The organism is Flagellimonas algarum, from assembly GCF_040513375.1.
Taxonomy (GTDB): domain Bacteria; phylum Bacteroidota; class Bacteroidia; order Flavobacteriales; family Flavobacteriaceae; genus Flagellimonas_B; species Flagellimonas_B algarum.
This window is the reverse complement of sequence record NZ_JBEVTG010000003.1, coordinates 127,072-144,226: the sequence shown is the minus strand read 5'-3', so window position 1 is coordinate 144,226 and position 17,155 is coordinate 127,072. Positions and strand designations below refer to the sequence as shown.

Annotated in this window: 12 protein-coding genes; 11 read left to right on the top strand and 1 reads right to left on the bottom strand. The window is 50.8% G+C overall.

Going from position 1 to position 17,155, the window contains the following annotated elements:
* Window positions 1-50 precede the first annotated feature (50 nt).
* The 11 genes from ABV409_RS14325 (at window position 51) to ABV409_RS14275 (ending at window position 16,331) form a co-directional block, all read left to right on the top strand.
* Window positions 51-2,114, top strand: coding sequence for a DUF11 domain-containing protein (locus ABV409_RS14325; protein WP_353878305.1), 2,064 nt, complete (start codon window positions 51-53; stop codon window positions 2,112-2,114).
* A gap of 342 nt (window positions 2,115-2,456) precedes the next feature.
* A complete protein-coding gene (locus tag ABV409_RS14320) occupies window positions 2,457-4,625 on the top strand; it encodes an ATP-binding protein (RefSeq protein ID WP_353878304.1) in 2,169 nt (722 codons plus the stop codon).
* Window positions 4,591-5,349: a LytR/AlgR family response regulator transcription factor gene (locus ABV409_RS14315; protein WP_353878303.1), complete on the top strand. Its 759-nt coding sequence runs from the start codon at window positions 4,591-4,593 to the stop codon at window positions 5,347-5,349. The genes ABV409_RS14320 and ABV409_RS14315 overlap by 35 nt, the downstream gene beginning before the upstream one ends.
* A gap of 251 nt (window positions 5,350-5,600) precedes the next feature.
* Window positions 5,601-8,366, top strand: a complete 2,766-nt coding sequence (locus ABV409_RS14310; RefSeq protein WP_353878302.1) for a beta strand repeat-containing protein — start codon at window positions 5,601-5,603, stop codon at window positions 8,364-8,366.
* Between the two features lie 38 nt (window positions 8,367-8,404).
* Window positions 8,405-9,649: a T9SS type B sorting domain-containing protein gene (locus ABV409_RS14305; protein WP_353878301.1), complete on the top strand. Its 1,245-nt coding sequence runs from the start codon at window positions 8,405-8,407 to the stop codon at window positions 9,647-9,649.
* A 10-nt stretch (window positions 9,650-9,659) separates the two neighbouring features.
* Window positions 9,660-10,586, top strand: coding sequence for a PorP/SprF family type IX secretion system membrane protein (locus ABV409_RS14300; RefSeq protein ID WP_353878300.1), 927 nt, complete (start codon window positions 9,660-9,662; stop codon window positions 10,584-10,586).
* Window positions 10,587-10,596: 10 nt separating this feature from the next.
* Window positions 10,597-12,801, top strand: coding sequence for an OmpA family protein (locus ABV409_RS14295; protein ID WP_353878299.1), 2,205 nt, complete (start codon window positions 10,597-10,599; stop codon window positions 12,799-12,801).
* A gap of 292 nt (window positions 12,802-13,093) precedes the next feature.
* Window positions 13,094-13,306 carry a hypothetical protein gene (locus ABV409_RS14290; RefSeq protein ID WP_353878298.1) on the top strand — a complete coding sequence of 71 codons (213 nt, stop codon included), beginning with the start codon at window positions 13,094-13,096 and terminating at the stop codon, window positions 13,304-13,306.
* Window positions 13,307-13,401: 95 nt separating this feature from the next.
* Complete coding sequence (locus ABV409_RS14285) at window positions 13,402-14,715, top strand: DUF8202 domain-containing protein (protein ID WP_353878297.1); 1,314 nt, start codon at window positions 13,402-13,404, stop codon at window positions 14,713-14,715.
* Window positions 14,716-14,796: 81 nt separating this feature from the next.
* Window positions 14,797-15,582 (top strand): helix-turn-helix domain-containing protein, encoded by a 786-nt coding sequence (locus ABV409_RS14280; protein ID WP_353878296.1) that lies wholly within the window; start codon window positions 14,797-14,799, stop codon window positions 15,580-15,582.
* 41 nt (window positions 15,583-15,623) lie between these two features.
* Window positions 15,624-16,331 (top strand): hypothetical protein, encoded by a 708-nt coding sequence (locus ABV409_RS14275; RefSeq protein WP_353878295.1) that lies wholly within the window; start codon window positions 15,624-15,626, stop codon window positions 16,329-16,331.
* A 1-nt stretch (window position 16,332) separates the two neighbouring features.
* On the opposite strand, the gene ABV409_RS14270 is transcribed toward ABV409_RS14275, so the two are convergent.
* Window positions 16,333-17,097: a CPBP family intramembrane glutamic endopeptidase gene (locus ABV409_RS14270; protein WP_353878294.1), complete on the bottom strand. Its 765-nt coding sequence runs from the start codon at window positions 17,095-17,097 to the stop codon at window positions 16,333-16,335.
* Between the last annotated feature and the right edge of the window lie 58 nt (window positions 17,098-17,155).

Below are 17,155 nucleotides of genomic sequence, written 5' to 3'. Positions count from 1 at the left end.
TGTAACGAACTGCCCTGTTGTCCTATTTTGGTAGTTGTAACGGTTTGGGGATGGACTTCAAAAAATGGCTTGTGATCATTGTCGGGTTGGTGGGATATCTATCCTACGGCCAGCTCAGCGACCTCCATTACCTACCCCCATTGCGACAAGGCCAGAATAACGGGGCCATCCAACAGCAGGCCGTGTATTTGTCTACCCCGGAAACTACCGCCTTTACCGTCAACGTTTATCAGGGGACCAACCCGACCCCCATCACCTCCTTTACCATTTCGAATACCGCGCCGGCCATCTACAACTTGGCGAATGGAAACAATAACGTCACCTTGGTCGATGATTCGAATACTGGCGTGGTTTTGACCAACAGCGGATTACGGTTCGAAGCCCCGGGCGGCAACAACTTTTACGTCAACTACCGTGGCCGGTCGAACTCGCAGGCCGCTTCGCTGACCTCCAAAGGTCGCGTGGCCTTGGGCACGAATTTCAAATGGGGAGGTGTACCGAACTTGGGGAGTCACGTTTCCAAATCGAATACCTTGGGCATCATGGCCACCGAAGACGATACGACCATCGATCTTTTCGGGTACGACCCCGATTGCGAATTCCGCGTCGGCACCGATCGTGCGGGCATTACCGCCGACTCCTACCAGATTACCTTGGATGCCAACGAGTCTTTTGTCTTCGAAACCTATATCGGTACCGCACCCACCACGGCCCATGAACGTGGCTGGATTGGGGCTTCAGTTGTTGCCGATAAAGACATTGTCATTAGCAACGGATCTCTCAACTATGGGCGCCAGGCCGGTTCGAGCAACCGTGATGCCGGGATCGACCAACCTGTACCCGAAAACCGTTTGGGGAAAGAATACGTGTTCATTCGTGGGAATGGGAATTCGAACGGATGGACGGAATTTCCCCTGATCATCGGTACCCAGAACAATACGGAAATCTACGTTAACGGTTCGGCCACACCTATAGCGACCATCAACAACGGCGATTTTTTCGAAGTACCGAGTACGAACTATTCCTCCAACTCCGTTGGGGCGAACATGTACATCGAAACCTCTAAGGATGTTTATGCCTACCAATGTATGGGAGGCTCGACCCAAGCTTATACCCAAGGATTGAACTTTGTGGCCCCCGTGAACTGTTTACTGCCCGATACGATGGACAACATCCCCAGCATCACCGATGCCGCCGGGGTGACCATTTCAGGTGGAGTGACCATCATCGCCTCGACAGTGACCCCTGACAGTAACATCATCGTGACCGATTCAGGGGGCACGGTGACCTTACCCGCAGCTATGACCGTAGCCGGCACCACCGACTGGAAGACCTTTTACATTCCCAACCTCACCGGAGAAGTCAGTGTACAATCCTCAGGACCCATCGCCGTTGGGTTTTTCGGTTTCAACGGTGCCCGGGGTCTCGCAGGATATTACTCGGGCTTCGATACCTTACCGAACGTGAATCTGCAGATCACCGGAAGCAATTGCCTACCCGGAGCGGTCTTGGAAATCGCCAGTGGCGAAACCTTTGACGCCTACCAATGGTATGGTGATGGGGCATTAATTCCCGGGGCGACCTCATCGACCTACACGGCCAGCATGGCCGGTGATTATTTCTTGCGCGTAACCCGCGGACCCTGTACGTATGATTCGAACAACATCGAGGTGTACTACTGCAACCCCGACATCGTCTTGAACAAATCGACAACTGATCTGGTTGTCAATGATGGGGATTTGGTCTCCTTTGACATCACCGTTCAAAGCATGGGCGCCGATCCCGTAACCAACCTACAGGTGGCCGATGTCTTGCCTACGGGATTGGATTTCGTTTCGGCCACGGTCTCGAAGGGGAGTTTCACCTATCCGAATTGGACCATCGGCACCATTACAAGCGGCGAATTAGTCACGATGACATTGGTCGCACGGGCGAAAATGACGAATATTTATATGAGTTCGATGTCGTATGTGAATACCATCACGAATTCGCAAGACCAGACGGATACCAACATCACCACCGACGATCCTTCGGAAACGGTACAGGTGAATTTCATCCCCCCGACCACGGTCATCACCAACCGCAGGATCACGGTGCGTGTCAACAAGTTATAATCCCGAACTTTTTTGATAAGGTCTTGACCTGAAATGTTACGGCTTTCGCTCCGACCAATGGATGTAATAACCAATACATCCCCCACAAATTGACCACTTGTTCCCTTTTCGGTAATGCTGTTTCCATAACGAACCGTTTATTACTTTGTTTAAAGTTTGATGAACCAAGACCGTGCAATCGAGTGAAATCGGTTAAAAACGACAAAATCGACGATCTTTTGTTCCCTATTAACACCCACTTATTTCCCTTAAATCCCACTTATTACTTTGTTTAATCTTTACCGAAATATACCGATCCCTATACGTAACTTGCTGTATGTTAATATGATACCCGTTTGACCCATGACCGTTCCCTGTAAATTGTATTGCGATATCCTCGGTTGGTCCCTGGCCATCATCTCCCTTTCGGGGGTGGTTTCGGCCCAGGAGACCCCATCGGGGAAACGGCTCGATCATGAACAGGCCAAAGCCTATTGGACCCACATCCGGCAAGACAGCTGTACCCCTATCGGACGCTTGGCCAAAACACTCAGCACGAGCAAAGACCGTGCGTTAAAAATCGAAACGGCCCAAGAAATCCTCGCATTACCCGAAAACGAGGCCAAAGCATTGGAACCCTTTCTACTGTACACCATTGGATACAACCATAAAGAACTGTTGGCCTTCGAAACGGCCGAAGCCGTTTTTACGGACTTGTTGGATATGGCCGAAACCGAACCCTTACCCGTATACCATACCAAGGTCCTCAACCTCTTAGGGGGCATTCGCTTTGCCCAACACGACTACGATGGGGCCATCGCCTACTACCAAGCGGCCAAAGACGTGGCCCTGGGCCCGGAGGATCGCTTTTATGCCACCCTCAACCTCTTTCTCACCTACCGGAATGTGGGCGACACCCAAGCCGCCCTGGGCTATTTGGAAGATTGCAAAGCGATTTATGCGACGGATCCCCAAGCCTTCGACCGCAACCTATTGATCGATCTGAACGTACACCAAGCGGGGCTTACCACCAATAGCGCCGTTCAAGATTCGCTCTACCAACAAGCCTTGCACCTTGCCCTAACTTCAGAAGATGTACAGGGGCAATTGCGCGTGCGCTACGCCCTAGGCAACCATTTGATGGGCCTTGATCGTACCGAGGAAGCCATTTCACAATACCGGGCCTTACTCGATCAGGCCAGGGCCATCGGGTACAAATGGTACGAACAGACCGCCCATTATATGTTAGCCGCCCAATTCTTGAAAAAGCACGCCTACGATCAGGCGCTTACCCATTTGGATCGCGCAGGTGGCGACCAAGGGTTCCGTAACCGACCCGAACTACGGCATGCGAGCGATAGCCTCTACGCTGTGCTATTCGCCGGAAAGGGCGATTTCGAGCGTGCCTTGGCCCATACCCAACGCAGCAACCGCTACCTCGATTCGCTCCGACTGGTCGAAAAGGAAAACGCCTACATCGAAGCGGGGATCAAATTCGGGGCCGAAAAAAAGGCCCAAGAAAACGAACTCCTAAAGAAAGACCTGCAGATCCAAGCGCTGACCGTTCGAGAAAAGCAGGTTCAAAATACCATTGCCTGGGGTGTCGGGGCCCTTTTGTTCCTCATCGGACTGTATTTCATTGCCCGATTCCAAAGAAAAAAGAAGGTAGCTGCCCAATTACGGACCAAAAACCGCACGATTTTAGGTCAAAACGCCGTGCTGGAGCGCCACCTAAGCGAAATCTCGAATCTGAATGAAGAACTGCAGCAGGCCAATGCGACCAAATCAAAGCTGTTCGGCATCTTGGCGCACGATCTCTTGAACCCCTTCAATGCCCTCTTCGGCTATACCCAAATGTTGAAACACCGCTATGGTGACCTCAACGTGCAAGAGCGGTCCGATTACATCGATGCCATCTATCGTGCCTCACAGAATAACTTTCAATTGACCAACCAGTTGTTGGACTGGGCCAAACTACAGCAAAACCTCATCCACCTGAACAAAGAGCGCATTGGGTTGCAAAAGCTGGTCGATGAAAGCCTGGAGGTGGTCACCATGCAGGCACGCTTGAAACAACTTACTATCGAATCTTTCATCCGAAGTGAACAAACCGTCCATACCGATTACCAAATGCTACGCACCATTGTGATCAACCTTTTGACCAACGCGATCAAGTTTTCGAACAAGGGATCCCAGATCACCCTGCGGGTCGGAAACCATCAAGGCAATTTGCTGATCATCGTACGTGACTATGGCATCGGCATTCCAGCAGCGCATTTGGAGGCGGGTGAATTACGCCTGGGAAACGACTCGCGAAAGGGTACCCAGGGTGAAATAGGCAATGCCTTGGGGCTTACCCTCTGTAGGGACTTTGCCAAATTATTGCAGGGAAGCCTTCATTTCAAAAGTGGTACCCTACAAGGTACGCGGGTTACCCTGATCATTCCCGATGGGGTATCGGACCTCGAACGCGGTACGCCGCTTAAAACTAACGATCATGTCGAAACGAAACTATACCGCCTTTCTAGTTGAGGACAACCTTGACGATCTGCGTCTGCTCGAATTGAACTTGAAGCAGTGTTTTCCTGATTTGAAGATCGTCGGCACGGCCGATTCGGTCAAAAAGGCCATCCCGGCCATCAATACCACACAACCCAACCTCTTGTTCTTGGATGTCAACCTCAAAGACCGATCCTCATTCGAACTGATCGATCAATTGGAAGACTTCGCCTTTGAACTGATCTTCATCACTTCGTATCACGAATATGCCTCAAAAGCCTACCGCTACGATGCCCGTGATTACCTCGTAAAACCCATTGCCCTACCTGATTTAGTCATTGCGGTCAACCGTGCCATTCGGCAGATCAACCTGCACGAAAGGGAAATCGATGGGGTGAACCAAAGCAATGCCAACCTGGGCAATCTCGACATCCCCGTATTGGCCTTGCCCACCACCGACGGCATGACATTTATCGATATCGAGGGCATCTTATATTGCGCGGCCGATGGTAAATACACCCGTTTCTATACCGACGATGGTAAAAGTGTACTTTCTTCACGAAACTTGGGCGAATACGAATTGTTGCTCCCTCCGAAATTCTTTAGGATCCACCACAAATATTTGGTCAATCTGACCAAGGTGGAGAGCATCGAGCGCAAGAAGGGGAACTACTGCCAGCTTCGCGATTCAGAGACCACCCTGCCCGTAGCCAAGCGGCGAAAACATGCCCTTGCCTTCTTCTTAAAGTTGAAATAAATTACTGTTTACCAGCTATTTAAAAATTTTATTGAAGGGCTTTCTGACCACTTACGCCATAAATTACCCACATACTACTTTCCTTTTGTCGCTGCGACCCTCCAGTCGTTATTTTACCCCAGAATCCGACAAGGACCGAGCGGCGGTTGACCGCCAATTGTAGCCTCGCTATTCCTACCCCAAAAACGGTTACGTGGTCTTTTTCGAAACCCAAATCCATGCAGTAATGCATTAACCTAATTTCTTTCGATATGAGATATTTCTATCTTTTTTTGCTATTGACATGTTATTGGTCCTATGCCCAGGTCGGTATAGGCACCGCACTACCCGACCCTTCTGCCCAATTGGACGTAGTTGCGGGTGACAAAGGGGTGTTGCTGCCCCGGGTAGCCCTGACGGGCACTAATGATCTTGCCACGATAACCAGCGGTAATGTGGTCGGATTGTTGGTCTTCAATACGGCCGAAACCGCCGACATACGCCCGGGCTATTACTATTGGGACGGTGCCCTTTGGCAGCGGTTCCAAAACGGGAACGATCCCAATTTTACGGAAGCCATAACCCATCTCGTTGACCATGGTGATGGCACGATCACCTACACCAACGAGGAAGGGACCACGCAATCAGTGGATGTTGTGGATATCATTGCCCTGGATATCGTAAACCAGGGCGATATCCATGACGAGATCATCAACGTCTTGGCAGCCAACGAAACACTGACGGCCCTAGTCGATAACGGCGATGGTACCATCAGCTATACCGATGAAGATCAAGTAGTACACCAGCTGGACATCTCATCCATTGCCGGAACCGAAACCGTCACCAATTTAGTGGGGAACGGGGATGGTACCATCACATACACCAATGAGGACGCTACGGCCCAGACCGTAAATATCGCCTCGATCGTCGATGCTCAGGAGACCCTGACCTCCTTGGTCGACAACGGTGATGGTACCATTTCCTACACGGATGAAGATTCGGTCGAACATCAACTCGATATTTCGACCATCGCAGGAACCGAAACCGTAACCAACCTGATCGATAACGGCGATGGCAGCATCACCTACACCAACGAAGAAGGGACGGACCAGACCTTGGACCTGTTACCCTTCATCCAAGCCCAAGAAACCCTGACCACATTGGTCGACAATGGGGATGGCACGATCACCTATACTGATGAAGATGGGGTAGAGACCTTATTGAATATCGCGGTCATCGGAGGTGCCGAAACCGTAACCAACCTGATCGATAACGGCGATGGCAGCATCACCTATACCAACGAAGAAGGGACCGACCAAACCTTGGACCTGTTACCTTTCATTCAAGCCCAAGAAACCCTGACCTCCTTGGTCGACAATGGGGACGGCACGATTACCTATACCGACGAAGATGGGGTAGAGACCTTATTGAACATCGCGGTCATCGGAGGTGCCGAAACCGTAACCAACCTGATCGACAACGGTGATGGCAGCATCACCTATACCAACGAAGAGGGGACGGACCAGACCTTGGACCTGTTACCCTTCATCCAAGCGCAAGAAACCCTGACCACATTGGTCGACAATGGGGACGGCACGATTACCTATACCGACGAAGATGGGGTAGAGACCTTATTGAACATCGCGGTCATCGGAGGTGCCGAAACCGTAACCAACCTGATCGATAACGGCGATGGCAGCATCACCTACACCAACGAAGAAGGGACCGACCAAACCTTGGATCTTGCACCCTTCATCCAAGCGCAAGAAACCCTGACCTCCTTGGTCGACAATGGGGACGGCACGGTCAGCTATACCGATGAAGATTCGGTCGTGCACCAACTTGATATCGCGACCATTGCCGGCGAAGAAACGGTCACCAACCTGATTGACAACGGCGATGGCAGCATCACCTACACCAACGAAGAAGGCACGGAGCAGACCTTGGATCTTGCACCCTTCATTCAAGCACAAGAAACCCTGACCAGCTTGGTCGATAATGGGGATGGCACGATCAGCTATACCGATGAAGATTTGGTCGTGCACCAACTTGATATCGCGACCATTGCCGGCGAAGAAACGGTGACCAAGCTGATCGACAATGGTGACGGCAGCATCACCTACACCAACGAAGAAGGCACGGAGCAGACCTTGGATCTTGCACCCTTCATCCAAGCACAAGAAACCCTGACCAGCTTGGTCGATAATGGGGACGGCACGATCACCTATACCGATGAGGACCATAGTGGCACCGATATCGATATCGCCAACATTGTGCGGTCAGAAGAGACCCTGACCGTGTTGAGCGTCACCACCAACGACAACGGTACCGGCAGCGACCCCGCTGACGATTTCGATCAATTGACCTACCAAGATGAAAACGGTACGACCCATGCCATCGACCTTTCGACCGTAGCCGCCCAAGAAACCGTGACCAGTTTGGTCGACAATGGCGACGGTACGATTACCTATACCGATGAGGCGGGTGACGTGGCGGTTATTAGCATTCCCACCCCTGGAACGAACGGTCTCGGGGACATAGCCATCGGGGAATTACGGGCCTTTCGGGCTTCAGCTTCCACAGCGGATTTCGCCAGTGACACCAGTGTTCGCCCGAGAATGACCGGCAAATTGGCGACGCAATTTTCGAACAACACCAATGCCTTGTTGATAGAAACTTCCGGACAAGAATCGAATGCGATCGTTTTTGACGGCTTACGGATGGATTTGCTATATCATAACAACGATTTGGTAACTCCGGTTTTGGTGAATACAACCAATGAAGTCATCAACTATACCATTGTGGCCATAACAACGGATGATAACTATGCTGCCGGCTCCGATACGGAAATTGCACCCCAAGCTATCAGTTTTATTATCGATGGTAACGGACAAATCAGCGCTTCAGAGAGTTTCCGATCTGAGATGGTAATCTCTCAGATCATCATCGAAGGTGGGGGTTGGTATCAGATTACGTATTTGCCAACAAGGATAAACGGGGTAACGACGGCCTATTGGACCGCCTTACGCTTACAATAGTTCAGGAAGCATCTAACAAACGTCCCAAATACAAGCCTATGAAACCCTTTCACAATATGATCATATCCTTGCTTGTCCTGATCGGCCCCTTGGCCCTATCGGCACAGACCGTAAACCATGGCGAGCTGGTCATTAGTGATCAGACCACCCTAAGCCTGCTTTCCGATTTTGAAAACAGCGAAAGCGGTACCTTGATCAACGACGGTGAACTTTTCGCCTACCATGACTTTACCAACAACGGTATGGTCGACTTTTCCGACGGATCGAACGGCAGCACCCGTTTTGAAGGCAGCAGTGAGCAACAAATCGCGGGCAGCCAACCCAGCTATTTCAAGCAGCTGCAAATCAACAACAACAGTAGTGGTGAACACGCTTTGAACGTCATGGCGCCCATTCGCATCGCAGGGGGGCTCGAACTGATCCAAGGCATCGTGAATACCTTGAACCCAGGGGCAAGCTTGCTTTTGGAGCCGGAAGCCACCGTGGCCCATACCAGCGATGCCAGCTTTGTTGATGGCTTTGTGGGCAAGACCGGTGAAGTCGCCTTTAGCTTTCCCATCGGCGATGTACAGTACTACCGACAGGCCCATATCACCCCCTTAGATGGTGGGGCCGGCGAGGTCAGTGTGCGCTACGCTTATCAAGATCCTGAACGCCCCTACCCCAATGACCTGCGGATCGGCAACATTCCGTTGGTCGATGGCAATGAATATTGGGTCGTCAACTGTGCCTCGGGCACACGACAACTGCAACTCACCCTTGGTTGGGATGAGACGACCACCACACCCAGTGAGGTGGTCACACCCCCACATTCCGCATTGCGTATCGCGCGCTGGGATCCCATTGCCGGTGCATGGCGCGATGCAGGGGGTGTTGCTGACCCCAATAGCCGAACGGTGACGGCCGAAGTGGCCGTGGGGCCCGAAGGTGGGGTCTTTACGCTGGCCCGGGTGAACGAAGAAGTCATCTTGCCCCCTGATGTAGTGGTCTACAACGCGGTTTCGCCCAACCAAAACGGCAAAAACGACTACCTCTTGATCGAAAACATCAACGGCCTCGCGAACAACAGCGTACAGGTCTACAACCGATGGGGTACCAAAGTCTTCGAGACAACCGATTACGACCGCAACAACAATGTGTTTCGAGGGTATGCCAATACCCAAGAAAAACACTTGTTGCCTTCGGGTACCTACTTCTACATCCTTCGCTATGATTACCAAGATTCCAACGCGCAAACCCAACGATTGGAGCAAGCGGGTTACCTCTACCTCAACACCGATTAATATGACGATCATGAACGCAACCCTACGACATACCCTAGCCTTGGCCCTGCTGCTTATCGGCAGCCTGGCCCAGGCCCAACAAGACGGGCAATACACCCAGTACATGTACACCCCCAGTGTGATCAACCCGGCCTATGCCGGTACCCGTGGCGTCTTAAGCATGACCACCCAGTACCGACAACAGTGGGCCGGGCTTGATGGGGCCCCGCAAACGGTGAACTTTACCTCGAACGGACCCTTGAAATACGAACGCATGGCCCTTGGCCTTACCTTTATCAGCGATCAAATCGGTCCGCTGAGCGAACAGACCCTAGCCGGTGATTTCGCCTACCAGATTCCCCTAGGGCAGTATACCTCCTTGTCCTTCGGCATCAAAGGGGGGCTCAACCTCTTGAACATCGATTATTCGAAACTGACGGTCTACGATACCACCGAGACCTTATTCCGCTTCGATGTCGACAACCGCCTCAGTCCGGTCGTGGGATCCGGGGTCTATGCCTATAGTGATTTTTGGTATGCCGGACTCTCGGTACCCAATTTTCTGACCACCACCCATTACGACGATACTACGGTGTCGAACGCCCGCGAACGCATGACCTTCAACCTGATGGGGGGCTACGTCTTCTATTTGAACTCCTTATTGAAATTCAAACCGACCTTTTTGGTGCGTTATACCCGTGGGGCACCAGCTATAGCCGATGTTTCCGCGAATTTCCTCTTCAACAACCGCTTGACCCTCGGTGCGTCGTATCGGGTGACCGATGCCGTGAGTGGCCTGGTCGGGATCCAAGTGACCAAAAGCCTATTGCTAGGCTATTCATACGATGCGGGCACCACCCAATTGGGGCGCTACAACCAAGGGAGTCACGAAATTTTCCTCCGCTATGATTTTGCCAAAAAACGGGACCTCAAGTTGTTAACACCACGCTTTTTCTAAACCGGACACCATGAAAAGTCAGCTACCGTTTATCGTTTTGTTCGTACTGCTTTCCCAGATCTTCACCCTTTCTGTGTGTGCCCAGATCGGGGAGGCTTCGAGCAAGTCTTACGAGGATCTGGGTTTTATCGATGCCTTGGAGATCTATGCCAATGTCGCCGAACAAGACATGCAAAATGGCATCGAGAATGTCGCGCTCTATCTGCGACTGGCGAACTCCTATTACTACAATGGTGAGTACCGCAAAGCCGCCACCTGGTATGGGCGGTACTACGACAACCCTAGCGTACGCCCCACCCCTATCGAAAACTACCGCTATGGGCAGGTATTGAAAGCCTTGGGAGCCTATCGACAAGCCGATTCGCTCTTGGTCACCTATTACGACTACAAAGGACTTCGGTATACCGCCTACGATCAAAAAGAGATCCCCTTGGCCGATAACAGCGACCGCTATAAGAAGCGGGCCTATGGCTTGAATTCGGACTTCAACGAATACCCCGGTTTGCTCGTTGGCAACCGCTTGTATGTCATCAGCACCGATACGGGTAAAAAAACCCGGCATGGCCGTACCCCGACCTCCGATATCTTTTATGTCGACCTCGACGCGGTCGATCAACGTCTAGAACCCTTACCCGGCGAGGTGAACTCCCCTTACAACGAAGGGCCATTGGCCATCACTGCCGATGGGATGACCCTGTATTTCAGCCGCAACAATTACCTGAAAGAGCGTATCGGGCATAACAAGAACGACGTGGTCACCATCGACCTTTACCGGGCCGAAAACGTCAACGGTAGCTGGAAAAAGATCACGGCCCTACCTTTTAACAATACCGAATATTCCGTAGGCCATCCGGCTTTAAGTCCCGATGGGAAAACCCTGTATTTCAGTTCCGACAAACCGGGCGGAAAAGGCCAGACCGACCTCTACCAAGTACCCCTCTTTGACGACGGCAGTTTCGGAAGCCCCAAGAACATGGCCGCATTGAATACCCTCGGTAAGGAGATGTTTCCCTTTGTCGATAGCGACGGGATACTCTATTTTGCCTCAGACCGGCAAGAAAGCATGGGCGGCCTGGACCTATTCATGGCCCCTTTGGAAGCTGATGGCAGCTACCAACGCGTATACCATACCGGGCAACTGATCAATAGCCGGCATGATGATTTCGCCTATACCATCAACGCCAACGGCATCGGGTTTTTCGGTTCGAACCGCCAGGGGGATGTCAGCGGTGACGATATCCATGGGGTTGACGAACAGGCCAAATACCGTTTTCCGATCTTCGTCAGTTTGGAAGGTTCGGTCACCGCCCTTGAAAAATCCGCGCCAATCGAGCAAGCCCTTCTGACCCTTTTTGACGCCGACGACCAAGTCATCGCATCCGTAACGACGGATGCCAAGGGCCACTACCGTTTTGACCAAACCGCTGCCCGTGAACTGGCCTATATCAGGGTAGAGAAAGACGGCTATCAAATCCGCGAGAAAACCATCCCACAATCGATTCGGAAAGGACAGGTCTCGGAACTCCACTTAAAACTACGTACACAACAAGACGGCTATGCCGATACGATCACCGTTTTCGGGACCCTTAAGGATCTGAATTCGGGGCAACCGCTGGCGAACGCCGAGGTCACCATATTCGACATCCATAACAAGGCCTTGGCGAGTCAGCGTACCGCTACCGATGGATCCTATCAGGTCCACGACCTACCAACGCGGCAATTGACCGGAGTACGGGCAAGCACCCCAAACTATCAAATCGAGGAAAAAGCGATCGAAAGCGATGCCATCATCGCCGCGGCCGTACAAGTCGATTTCCTGTTGACGAAGGGGACGATCCCCATCGAATTAGGGGGCGACCTGAACGGTATCTTGAACCCTATTTATTTCGATTTTGGGAAAAGCGAGATCCGTGCTGATGCCGAAAGCGAATTGAAAAAGATCGTCGAAGCCTTGAAGCGGTACCCCACCATCAAGATCGAGATCGGCTCCCATACCGACAGCAGGGGTTCCCATGCCGCGAATTCGGCACTTTCAAAGCGAAGGGCCTTGGCTACCTATCGGTACTTGATTGCCCACGGTATCGCAAAAGAACGCTTACAATACAAAGGGTACGGTGAGACCCAATTGATCAATGATTGCACGGATGGGCGCGAATGCCCAGAACACATACACCAATTCAACCGAAGGTCAAGTTTTGTCATCACGAGTCATTAGCGAACGGGGTAGTTGTATTTGCTCTCGTGTGTGATGAACGACCTTCGGCCTGGTGTAACCAACCTGAATTATGGACGCGAACAAGCGTCAAAAAATGATACTGGCATTGTGCAACTTGCTGCTACGAACAGCACCGTTTCCCCAAAGTACTTGCCATGGTTTCGATTGCATACGGACGTTTGACCCCATACCAACGTCCGTAACGAGCTCGATGATCGCTGTTCCACTGCTAGCGGTTCGACCCTAACCAAAGGGAAAGCAAACAACAAACAACGATAACGAATGAAATCCAATGGAAGTCCTCTTAGAACATCTAAGTTCCATCCTCTTTCTAAACATGCTCTTGTCGGGTATCGGCATCATCATTCTGCTGAGCTGCGTGCTGGTCGTTTCCAAAAAATACCGGTTAAAGCTCAAGCTGGTCCGCATGGTCGGAAACTTCGGCATGTGGCTGCTGATGAGCACCTCCCTTTTGCAGTTTATCATCTTACTGCTGATCGTTTAGAAACAAGAACCCAGGAACAACGAACAAATCCCTGTTGCAGCATTTCCGTCCTACTGTTGCTGGCCGCATTTTGGTCGGTCTTATTTCCGATAAGTTTGGTTGCACAGACCGGCCCTGCGGGCGTCGGTACTTCGGAAGATAACCTGATATGGATCGTTGCCGATGGCCAGACCTTTACCGATGCCGGGATTACCCCGGCCCCTGCGAATACCTCCATTTACCAGTGGAGCGACCGTTCGGGCAACGGCCATCATTTTATTGAGCCGATCGGGACCAACCAACCCATCTATCAAACCAATGTCCTGAACGGATTCGGTGTACTGCGATTTGACGGGCAACACGATCGGATGTTGGTCTCCGGTTTGCCGCATAGCGACCAGGCAAGCTTCTTCGTAGTCGTCAAACAATTTCGCTTGCGACACGATTCCGACGGTATCTTCCAAGGCTCACCACCTGGCTTGGCCTTTTCACGGTTCGCCCGACATAAATCGGTGGGCATGTGGACCTTTCCGGAGCGGCCCTCCTTAGGTCGTGTGGTACAGACCGATGAAACTTGGTTGGACATTCCGCCCCTAGAAGGCGAGGTCACCACGCCTATCGGTCCGTTCCATATCATCAGCCAACAGATGGACGGTCAATACGCTACACAATACCTAAATCTAGCGCGCAACGGCACCATTGCCTATGACGGAACGGTACAGGCTTGGAGCGAGTTCGGCATCGGGCGACAAGGGGAAGAATCCTTGGATGGGCAAATCGCCGAATTGCTGGTGTACAACCGCAACGTCAACGAGGCCGAGCGCCTGATCATCAACAACTACTTATCGGCCAAATATGCCATTCCCCTCGCCCAAGATGATCTCTATGTGGCCGACAATCCGGAAAACGGGGATTTCGACTTTGAGGTCGCAGGTATCGGGCAGTTCGATTTGCTGAACGCCCAGACCGACGCCCAAGGTACGGGCAGGGTCCGCATCCATAACGCCAAGGACCTTGATGACGGTGAATTCCTGCTTTGGGGCCACGACCAGGGGCAATTGACGTTCCATGAGGCCGAAGACGTCCCTAATAGTGTTCGGATACGACTGGGGCGCAGTTGGCGGGTGAGCGAAGTGGACCTATCGGGCCATGCCACTGATTTGGGTGCTGTAGATCTCACCATCGACCTGAACGGCATCGATGGCCTGACCGGTTTACGTGCCCAAGACCTCCGTTTGATCGTGGATACGGATGCCGATGGAACGTTTGAAACCGCCCTGGCTTTGGGCAATGCCCAACAGACGGGCATCCATACCTATACCTTTAACACAGTTACCGCGCTGGTCGACGGGGCCCGTTTCACGTTCGGAATCGGCAAACGTTATGTGATCACCAATCGAAGGATTACCTATCGGGTGCGGAAGGATTAACTCCTCAGTTGCTCTATATGGGATCGCAAGGTGCTGTAGGCGTTTCATTTTAAACACATAAAAAAAGCATGTGTATCTTCGTTGGCGAAGAACGTCATTACAGCGATTTTGAATATTACCGTGTATCGTAAAAAGGATTGGGTGTTTTTGCTAGGATCCATGGAGAACAACCAACTGCACAAACACTACACCATTCAAGTCAGCATACCTGTCACTGGAACCTTGGCACTGAACAACGGTAAAACGGAACGGCAGTTGGATAAAGCGGTATTTATTAAACCCAACGTGACCCATCGTTTGGAATCATCCGGAAATAATCTCCATTTGTTCTTTAACCCGCAGTCGAGAATCGGCATGTATTTGAATTCGATCATTGGGGAGCACGACTTCTTTTTTAACCAAGATCTGGTTGCCGATTTGATCGGTTACGCCCAACAAACGATCGAAGGTAAAATGACCTTGGGGACCTTGGCACAACACATCGAAAGGCATTTTGAAGCTAGTACGGACTTCAAAACCTTCGAAAAACGAACCGATGATCGCCTATTGGAAGTTTTGGATTTTCTCTACACCCACAGGAATCGCTGGGTCAAAGCGGAAGAATGCGCACAACACATCCATCTCTCAAAAAGTAGGTTTTTGCATTTTTTCAAGGAAACCACGGGATCGACCTTTAGAAGATCTCAGCTTTGGATCCGCATATGCGAATCCATTGGAATGCTCAAGGAACAAGGCATTTCCGAAACGGCTTTCCATTATGGTTTTTATGACAATGCCCATTACGGTAGGGCATTTAAGGAAAACTTGGGCTTTACCCCGAAGGCGTTTGTCGATTCAGCTGTTTTGTACAATAGGGGTGATGATTAATTAGCTAGTTTGCGGGCCAAAGCAATCCCAAAACCAATCGCATGCTCGCAGGACATTACGCCACCGCCTTGATCGCGAAACAAAAAGCACCGGCAGGAAGCCTGCCTTTTTACTTGATCATGTCACAACTCCCCGACCTCTTTTGGTTGGTCTTTCACTTTCTTGGTCTGGAACACACCGAACCACGCAATGTATTGGACGTTTCGCTTGACAATTTATCGGTGAACATGATGTTCAGTCACGATCTACTTCCTATCGTGATTTGGATGGTATTGGCCTTTTTCTTGGGGAAGGGTATTTTTAAGAGCAACCGAGTGGGGTGGACCGCCCTTCTTTTGATCGCCGTGCATGCCTTTGTAGATTATGTTGGGGGCTATCCGCATAATATTTTCGGAACGGACACCCTTTCGGTGGGTACCGGTCTCTACTATTCCATGCCCTATCTGGGCGTTTTTTTGGAATTGCTCTTCACCATTGGTATTCTTCTATGGTTCTTTCGCAATGAAATGCGGGCCAAAATCGCTCGAACCAAACGCAGTCGCAACTGGATCATCGGTATCTTCACCTTTAACATCTTGTTCCTATTTTCAATTGCCGACTTATCGACCAGGGAGTTCCTTCATCAAATGAATATCGATATCACCACCGATTTCAGTGTGCCGACTACCATGCCGATCTTGATCATCATGTACGCCCTGTACATCTATTTGATCAACAGCTATGGGAAAATCCTTGGAAATCTCAATTAAGTCATTTCCTTGAGTCTACTAAAAAACGGCTAATTGGAATGATTATAACCATAAACAGGCATAAGCATAATAAAGACGACACCCAAAAATCCTGTAATGTGTACATGTCCTTTGGAGTTACGGTTTCCAAAAGTTCGCGCTGAAATGCACCTAAATAGTTGATCCCCGCATGGATACTGACCACTACGGGCAGTTGTTGGGTGCGGATTAAAATATACTGCAGCAAAATACCGATGGAAAACGCGAATAGCGCTTGATTAACAATTGCGAGCGGATTGGTATCGGCGTGAAACAAGTTGGAGAAATGGGCCACACCAAAAATTAAAGCTGTACAAACCACCGCTATCAGGAGTCGATTTCGAATGGCACCAACGGCCTTGAACACCGAATCGAAAACAAAGACCCGGAAAAGCAGTTCTTCGAAAAGTCCCACCAAAAGGCAGCTCAAAAAAAAATACCCATGTTCATCAGAGGCCCAAGCCGGACTGGTTGCATATTCTGTTTCCTGGACTACAAATAGCACCAGTAGTGCGAAAAAACAGCCCGCACCCATCCAAAGTTTTCCATTCATTCGAAACATGGGAATCCGAAGTTCACGAAGCAACCCGACCAGGCATAAAATCAAAAAGACTTTATAAGCGATCTTAAATAGAAGATTCCCTTGGAAAATTGCTTGGGCAAAGAGCCCGAAAACAAGGTTGACGACCAAAAAGGCCACCAAAATTCCCATTCGTGTTTTTGCATAAACGTCAAGCCGAAAAGCCATGGTCGTCCATTATGGGGTTACACTTCGTGTTCAGGATCGTGAATTAAGCACCGTATAC